This is a genomic window from Aestuariivirga sp. (genome assembly GCF_044239095.1).
Lineage (GTDB): Bacteria > Pseudomonadota > Alphaproteobacteria > Rhizobiales > Aestuariivirgaceae > Aestuariivirga.
Window position 1 is genome coordinate 1 of the sequence record NZ_JBIICB010000229.1, and the last position, 7,051, is coordinate 7,051.

General features: G+C 63.3%; 6 protein-coding genes and 2 pseudogenes. 6 read left to right on the forward strand and 2 right to left on the reverse strand.

The features are described from left to right. From ACILRA_RS17360 to ACILRA_RS17380, 5 genes and pseudogenes are all read left to right on the forward strand, one after another. A pseudogene (locus ACILRA_RS17360) lies at positions 1-314 on the forward strand (aminoacyl-histidine dipeptidase); the annotation flags it as partial. A 120-nt stretch (positions 315-434) separates the two neighbouring features. Beyond that, positions 435-1,583, forward strand: a complete 1,149-nt coding sequence (locus ACILRA_RS17365) for a sugar ABC transporter substrate-binding protein (protein ID WP_395663322.1) — start codon at positions 435-437, stop codon at positions 1,581-1,583. Between the two features lie 92 nt (positions 1,584-1,675). Next, positions 1,676-2,647 carry an ABC transporter permease gene (locus ACILRA_RS17370; RefSeq protein ID WP_395663323.1) on the forward strand — a complete coding sequence of 324 codons (972 nt, stop codon included), beginning with the start codon at positions 1,676-1,678 and terminating at the stop codon, positions 2,645-2,647. Continuing rightward, positions 2,644-4,158 (forward strand): sugar ABC transporter ATP-binding protein, encoded by a 1,515-nt coding sequence (locus ACILRA_RS17375; RefSeq protein ID WP_395663324.1) that lies wholly within the window; start codon positions 2,644-2,646, stop codon positions 4,156-4,158. The genes ACILRA_RS17370 and ACILRA_RS17375 overlap by 4 nt, the downstream gene beginning before the upstream one ends. Further along, positions 4,155-5,177, forward strand: coding sequence for an ABC transporter permease (locus ACILRA_RS17380; RefSeq protein WP_395663325.1), 1,023 nt, complete (start codon positions 4,155-4,157; stop codon positions 5,175-5,177). Before ACILRA_RS17375 ends, ACILRA_RS17380 begins: the two co-directional genes overlap by 4 nt. Before the next feature lie 315 nt (positions 5,178-5,492). On the opposite strand, the gene ACILRA_RS17385 is transcribed toward ACILRA_RS17380, so the two are convergent. Then, positions 5,493-5,780, reverse strand: a complete 288-nt coding sequence (locus ACILRA_RS17385) for a hypothetical protein (RefSeq protein WP_395663326.1) — start codon at positions 5,778-5,780, stop codon at positions 5,493-5,495. 108 nt (positions 5,781-5,888) lie between these two features. On the opposite strand from ACILRA_RS17385, the gene ACILRA_RS17390 reads away from it, so the two are divergent. Further along, complete coding sequence (locus ACILRA_RS17390; RefSeq protein WP_395663327.1) at positions 5,889-6,215, forward strand: hypothetical protein; 327 nt, start codon at positions 5,889-5,891, stop codon at positions 6,213-6,215. A 678-nt stretch (positions 6,216-6,893) separates the two neighbouring features. Here the strand turns inward: ACILRA_RS17390 and ACILRA_RS17395 are convergent. Then, positions 6,894-7,051, reverse strand: a pseudogene (locus ACILRA_RS17395) (IS630 family transposase); the annotation flags it as partial.

Sequence of the window (7,051 nt, forward strand, 5' to 3'; positions counted from 1 at the left end):
ATGCGGCGGGCGACGGCGTGAGCGCCAAGCAAATCGGGCTTGATGCGCCGGAGTTCCCGTGGAACCCGAAGTCCCGCATGCTTGAGATCGCCAAGAGCAGCTACAAGCGCGTGATGGGCAAGGAGCCAGATGTGCTCGTGTCCGTGTGCAGCCTCGAGCTCGGCATGTTCACGCAGCGGATCCCCGGCCTCGACACCATCGGCATCGGCACAAACCTCTTCGACCTGCACTCGCCGCGCGAACACATGGACCACACCTCTGCTGCGCGCGTGTGGCCGCTGATCAAGGACGTGATGAAAAGCCTCGACCGGTAACGGCGGGAGCAACGGAATGACGGGTGCCGCCATCAACGGCCTCCCCGAAATCGCGCAACTGCCAGAGGGCGGCTGCACGAAGGACTGCCAAGGACTGCAAACTCAACTCTGGAGGAAGACATGAAGAACAAGTCCGGTCAGAAACTGACCAAGATGCAGGCGGCCCGCCGCCGCTTCAGCGCGACGGCCCTCGCCTTCGCCGCCACCGTTGGCCTGCTGGGCACTGCCCAGGCTGCCGATTTCAACAAGGACGAATGGGTCCTCGTCGCTTCGGTGATCAACACCACCAACCCCTACATGATCTCGAACATCGAGGGCGCCAAGGCCATGTCGAAGGCCCTTGGCATTCCGCTGGAGATCGTGAACTCCAACAACTCCTCGCAGACCAGCATCTCGAGCATCCTCGCGGTTCTGGCCAGCGGGAAGAAGCCAATCATGTTCGTCAACACGGTGGCGAGCTCGGACGCGCCGACGATCGTCGACGCCGTGGGCAAGGCCGGCGGCTATGTCACCATCTGGTGGAACAAGCCCGCCGACTATCACCCGGCTGACGTGGGCGATCACTTCGTCGCCTTCCAGAAGCACCCGGGCGTGTCCTCGGGCCGCTGCGGTGCTGAGGCCATCGGCCAGGCGCTTGGCGGCAAGGGAGGTGTTGTGATGCTGCCCGGCGTGCAGGACAGCACCACCAGCCAGACCCGCGTTGCCGGCTTCGAGGCCGAGATGAAGGAGAAGTTCCCCGACATCAAGATCCTCGACTCGCGTCCCTCCAACTGGGATCCGCAGCTCGGCGCCAAGAACGCGCGTGACCTGATCGTCAAGTTCGGCAGCGAGATCAACGGCGTGTGGTCGGCTGACGACGGCATGCAGATCGGCGCCATGCAGGCCTTCGAGAACGCTGGCCTCCTCGACAAGGTGAAGTTCGCTTCCGACGGCCTCTATCCGACTACGCTCGAGGACATCAAGTCCGGCCGCGGCAACAACGCCATCGTCGGCGAGACCTTCCACCGGGGCTACATGGCGTCCGCCGTCGGCCTCTACACGGCCTATCTCGCCGCCACCGGCGAAATCAAGCCGGGCGACCTGCCGCTGGAAAAGCGCGAGAGCCTCTTCAAGCTCAGCTGCGTCACGCCGTCCAACTACAAGGAATACCTGAAGTACGACGACGCCGGCGCTCCCGACGCGTTCGTCGAGCAGCTCAAGAAGGTTGGCCCCTGGGCCGCCGAGCCGATGCCGCTGGTTGGCGGCGGCGCTGAAGAGATGCCGAAGTAAGCACATGACGATCCGGCCGGGGCAGCTTGCTCCGGCCGGACTTCCTCCGAACGGCGCTCAACATCAACCCCGCGAAACGCGAGTCCGCGACCATGCAGATGATCTTGCCGAAGGAATGGAGAGCACCCGTGGCGCTGCTTGCGTCCATCCTGGTTCTCGCCATCATTTTCACCTTCCTCAATCCGCGGTTCGGGAGCGTCGAGAATTTCCGCAACATCCTGTTTCAGATGGCGGTGCCGCTCATCATCGTGGTGGGCACGACGCTGGTGATTCAGCTGGGCTCCATCGATCTTTCGCCGCAGGGCGTCATGGCTGCATCCGGCATGGCGTGGATCCTGCTGTCCGCCAACACGCGGCTTGAGACGGACTTCGGCATCTGGGCCTGGTTCATCGCCATCGGCATCGGCCTGGCGCTTGGTTTCCTCGCTGGTGCGCTGCATTCCCTCGTCAAGGTGCCCAGCTTCGTGGTGACGCTGGGAACCTGGTACATCGGGCTTGGCATCGGCATCATCCTTTATGGCGACGACATGCTGCCAAGCCTCAGGAGCGACGTGCTGCTCGCCTGGCCGACCAAGTTGACGCTCGGCCTACCCAATGCCTTCTGGCTTGCAGCCATCATCCTTGTCTGCGGCGTGCTGGTGAGCCGCTACACCCACTTCGGCCGCGGCGTGCTGGCCGTGGGCAACAGTGAGACGATCGCCCGCAACACCGGCATGCCGGTCAACGCCTTCAAGATCATCGCCTTCACCATCGCAGGGGGCTTGAGCGCCATTGCCGGCATCCTCGCCACCATGCAGCTAGGTGCGGGTTCGCCTGACTTAGGATCCGGCCAGCTCTTCACCGTGATCCCCGCGGCAGTCATCGGCGGCACGGCGCTGAGTGGGGGCGAGGGCGGCATCCTGCGCTCCGCCATCGGCGTCTTTCTGCTCATCATGCTGAACAATGGCCTGGTGCTGGCGGGTGTTGACCCGAGCTTCCAGGCGGGCGTGTTCGGCGCGATCCTCATTGCCGCCATCATCGCCGTCGCCGCACCGGACCGTGCTCTCCTGAAGATTGCGAAATGACCATGACAACGCCAGTCGTCCTCAAGCTCAAGAACATCAGCCGCAGCTTCGGCCATGTGAAGGCCGTACGGAACGTCTCGCTCGAGATCCGCAAGGGCGAGGTCATCGGCCTTGTCGGCGAGAATGGTGCGGGCAAGTCCACGCTGCTCAAGATCCTCGCGGGCGTCGAACAGCCCGACGACGGGGTGATGGAGATCAACGGCGTGGCCGTGCAGTTCCGCAGCCCCAATGACGCCATCCGTGCGGGTGTCGGCGTTGTCCACCAGGAGCAATCGCTGTTCACCAACCTGACGGTGGCGGAGAACCTCGACCAGCACAATGCTGGCCGCATTGGCTACAAGAACTGGGCGCGCGTCAACAGTGCCTGCAAGGCGGCCCTCGAGCGCATCGGCGTCGACCTCGACCCCACCGCGCGGGTGAGTGATCTCTCCTTCGTCGACCGCCAGATGGTGGAGATCGCGCGCGCCGTGTCGGTCGATGCCAGCAAGACGGGCACGCCGCTGATCATCCTCGACGAGCCGACGGCCGTTCTCGAGCAGACGGAGACCGCCGTGCTCGAACGGGAAATCAGGAAGCTGCGCGAGATCGCCAGCGTCATCTTCGTCTCGCACCGCCTCGACGAGATCATGCGCATCTGCGACCGGGTCGTGGTCATGCGCAGCGGCGTGCTGGTCAGCGAGAAGAACACCAGTGAAGTGACCAAGGAAGAACTGTTCCGCGACATGGCCGGTGGCATTGGCCGCACCGATCATGCCGAGAGGAAGCGCGCGGCGGCGGGCACCGCGCCCGTGGTCGAGGTGCGCGGGCTCACCCGTAAGGGCAAGTTTCGCAACATCTCTTTCAGCGCGAAGCCCGGCGAGATCATCGCTTTCCTCGGCTCCAACGGTTCGGGCCGTGGCGCCTTGGCGCGCGCGGTGTTCGGTGCCGAGACATATGACTCAGGTTCGATCGAGGTGCGTCGCAAGCCGGTCTCCGGCTGGTCGATCCGCAAGGCGGTCGCTGCCGGGATCGCCTATCTTCCCGCCGAGCGCAAGGTCGAGGGCATGATCGGCACACTGTCTGCCACCCGCAATGTCGCGCTGGTCTATCCGGGCAGCGGCGCATGGGGACCCTTCCTCAATCTCCGCAAGCTGGCGGAGACGGCACAGGCCTGGTTTGACCGCCTCGACGTGCGGCCCAATGCGATCACCAAGCCGCTCATCAATTTCTCGGGCGGCAACCAGCAGAAGGTGGTGCTGGCGAAGTGGCTCAACTCCCCCAACACCAGCGTGCTGCTGCTCGACCATCCGCTGCGCGGGCTGGATGTGGGCGCAGCGCAGACAGTGAATGCGGAGATCGTGAAGGCCAGTGAAAGCGGTGCGGCCGTGATCCTGATCCCCGACACGATCGAGGAGGCCCTGGAACTGGCCGACGAGATCATCGTGATGCGCGACGGGGAAATCTCCGCGCGTCATGACATGCGCATCCCCAACACGCTCACCGTCCAAGATATCGTGGCAGAAATGGTATGACCGACGTGACCCAGAATTCCTTTGATAAGGCCGGCGTCTCCACCATCACGGATGGCGAAGCCGCAGTGATCAAGCTTGGGCATCGGATCTCCTGGGGCGCGTTTGCCCCGGCTCTCGTCTTCCTCGCCATGCTGCTGGCAGTGGGCGTACTGAATGCCAACTACCTGGGCGCACTGGGCATCTCCATTGCCACGGCGACGGCGGCGCCCATCCTGTTCCTGGCACTCGGCCAGTCCATGGTGCTGAATATCGGCTCCATCGACCTCTCCAACGCCGCGATCGCGCTTCTGGGCGCGCTGCTGCTGGCGCTGACGCTGCCCTCGCTCGGCATCGTGGCAATGGTCATGATCCTCGTGCTCGTCACGGTGATCGGTGCCATCAATGGTGCTGTCATCAGCTACGCGCAGGTGCCGTCCTTTGCGCTGACACTCGGCACGCTTGCGATATTACAGACCGCCGCACTGGTGGTGAGCGGGGCCGACACGATCTATGTGAGCGAGAACCGCGAGCTCGTCTCCGTGCTGTTCGAAACGCAGCTTTTCAACGCGCCGCTGACCTTTTGGCTCGGCATTCTCGCGGCAGTGATCCTGTGGGCGGTTCTGCGCTATACGATCCTCGGCCAGAACATGACGGCGATGGGCAAGAACGAACTCGCCGCTACGCTTTCGGCCGTGCCGGTGCGCCGGGTGCGCATCATCACCTATGCGCTTTCGGGCTTCCTTGGCGGTCTCGCGGGTCTCAGCATCGTGGCGCAGGCGGGTTCTGCGTCAGCGAGCGGCCTTGGCAGCGACCTGCTGCTTCCAGGCATCGCGGCGGCGCTCATCGGCGGCACGTCGATCTCGGGCGGGCAGACCAATTTGCTGAACGTGGTGTTTGGCGGATTGACCGTGGCCTTCGTGCCCATCGCCATCCAGGCGATGGGACTGGGCGCGCAGGCGCAGAGCCTCGTCTACGGAATCTTCATCATCCTCGTCGTGTCGGTTACGACGGTGCGGACGCGCGGTTCGATCATCAAGTGATCACTCCCACGCCCTGAGCGCCTTCATGACCAGCCTCGGCCGATGTCGCGGGCCAGGAAATCCCGGGTCTGCGCTGCGGCTCCGTTCCATCGTTGCGGCGATGAGGCTCAGTTCGAACAGGGGCAGCGGCGGACTGCCTTCGGCGCCACTCGCCCCGGAAATGACAACCCCACGAGCTCCTAAATCATTCACAAGACGATCAACGAGAATGAGCCGGACTGTTCGAGCCCAAGCATTCCGAATGCTTGGGATAAACTGACCAAGCCCGGCGGTCTCGCGCGTTGCCGGCACCGCCGGAGACGCCGGAGGTGTCGATCACCGGGACAGGCTGCCGTCCGGAAGCACGAAGGATGCCACCTGCGCATAGCTGATCAGCGCTCCCCAGCTGGACGCCGTCTGGGTGTCGAGCGCCCCCTGCAGGACCTGCGTGCGCACGGCCGCGGTGAGCAGATCATTCATACCGGGCCGCGGGTGCTTCTCGAACTCGTCGCATGGCCCGTAGAAGGAGGTGATCATGCCCTGCTCGATCTCCTCTGTCATCTTCTGTGGCCAGCCGAAGCGGGCGCTGGCGGAGGTGATGGTGGCCGCACTGTTGAGCATCATATCTTCCTGGCAGGCGAACATCTACAGTTGGAACTGACCGACGAGCACGTCGTGGATGGAGGCCCGTCAGGCCTATGCCGGAGCGATTGATGGTGAGGCAAGACCGTGATGGACGAGGCAAATGGGTTGCGGCGAGTCGTGGTCGGGCTCGGCGGACGAAGGGAGATCGAGCAACCGGTTGAACTCGCCGTGAGTTTTGCCAGTGGCTTGGGCGCAATGCTGAACTGCCTGCTCTTCGAACGGGAAGATCTGATGGCTGCGTCCCGGCTTCCCTTCACACGGATCACCGGCCATGGTGGTATCTCCGCGCCAATGACCCACGCGTATGTCATGATGCATCTGAGGCGGGTGGCGCGCGCGGTGGAGGAAAATCTCATTGCCCGCCACGCCGAGGCGGGGATCGACTGGAAACTGGAATGGCCGCATGGGGAATAAGTAACCGAACTCCTATCGGCTGTCGAAGTAGGCGATGTTGTCATTCTCGAGTGTGCCGAGGCGGAACTTCCAACCCGGTACCTGGCGGATGTTGCCGCAGCGATCTTCGGCAAGGCCGCGGCCGTCGTCCTTCCCGGGACGCATCCGAAGGGCGCGAAGGCGGCAATCGCCGGGCGGATCGCCAGGTCACTGGGCCTAACCTTGCGGTTGGTATCTCCTGCGGCACTCCGCTCCGGCAACCGGGGCGGGGCGATCGTCATTCTTGGAAGCAGTATGCTTCAACACCTCCGTGGGTTTGACGCCGTCCGAAGTGGCCTTGGATAAGCGGCTACGCTTGTACTCACGGAGTAACCCGGTCGCTCGCAAGCATGGGTGGCATGACTTGGATCAACGACTGACCATGGATTCCCTGCGGGCTTTGCATCTCCGCCTTGGCTCGTGAGCAGCTGGGGAGAAGGCGTTGACCCACGCGACCATATCCAAACCTCCCGCTACGAACGCTGGCAGCCCGCTGCCGACCGTTTGGGGTGCTGCGATGGCCGGGCTGGCGGGACTGCCAGGCGGAAATTCCCCTTAACGGGCAGATGTCTGGAATTCGAGAAACTGTGTGGGTCCGCCGATTGGATTTTAATCTTGGCCAAACTTGAACTCAATGAAATCAATGACTCATACCAACGGTCATTGGGTCTGACCGACATGAGCCCATTGGCGCATTCCGATTGAGGTGATGGTCTCTGGTTGAGCAATGAGCTTCTGCCAGGCGTCGCATGCTGCCTCGATGATCTCGAGGTAAGTTTCGAAGACGCGGTTGGAGAGCCAATTGGCACGAAGGTACT

Bases quoted from the DNA above. Each gene is read 5' to 3' on its own strand.
- ACILRA_RS17375 (WP_395663324.1), top strand. From the start codon at position 2,644: ATGACCATGACAACGCCAGTCGTCCTCAAGCTCAAGAACATCAGCCGC.
- ACILRA_RS17365 (WP_395663322.1), top strand. From the start codon at position 435: ATGAAGAACAAGTCCGGTCAGAAACTGACCAAGATGCAGGCGGCCCGC.
- ACILRA_RS17385 (WP_395663326.1), bottom strand. From the start codon at position 5,780: ATGATGCTCAACAGTGCGGCCACCATCACCTCCGCCAGCGCCCGCTTC.
- ACILRA_RS17390 (WP_395663327.1), top strand. From the start codon at position 5,889: ATGGACGAGGCAAATGGGTTGCGGCGAGTCGTGGTCGGGCTCGGCGGA.
- ACILRA_RS17370 (WP_395663323.1), top strand. From the start codon at position 1,676: ATGCAGATGATCTTGCCGAAGGAATGGAGAGCACCCGTGGCGCTGCTT.
- ACILRA_RS17380 (WP_395663325.1), top strand. From the start codon at position 4,155: ATGACCGACGTGACCCAGAATTCCTTTGATAAGGCCGGCGTCTCCACC.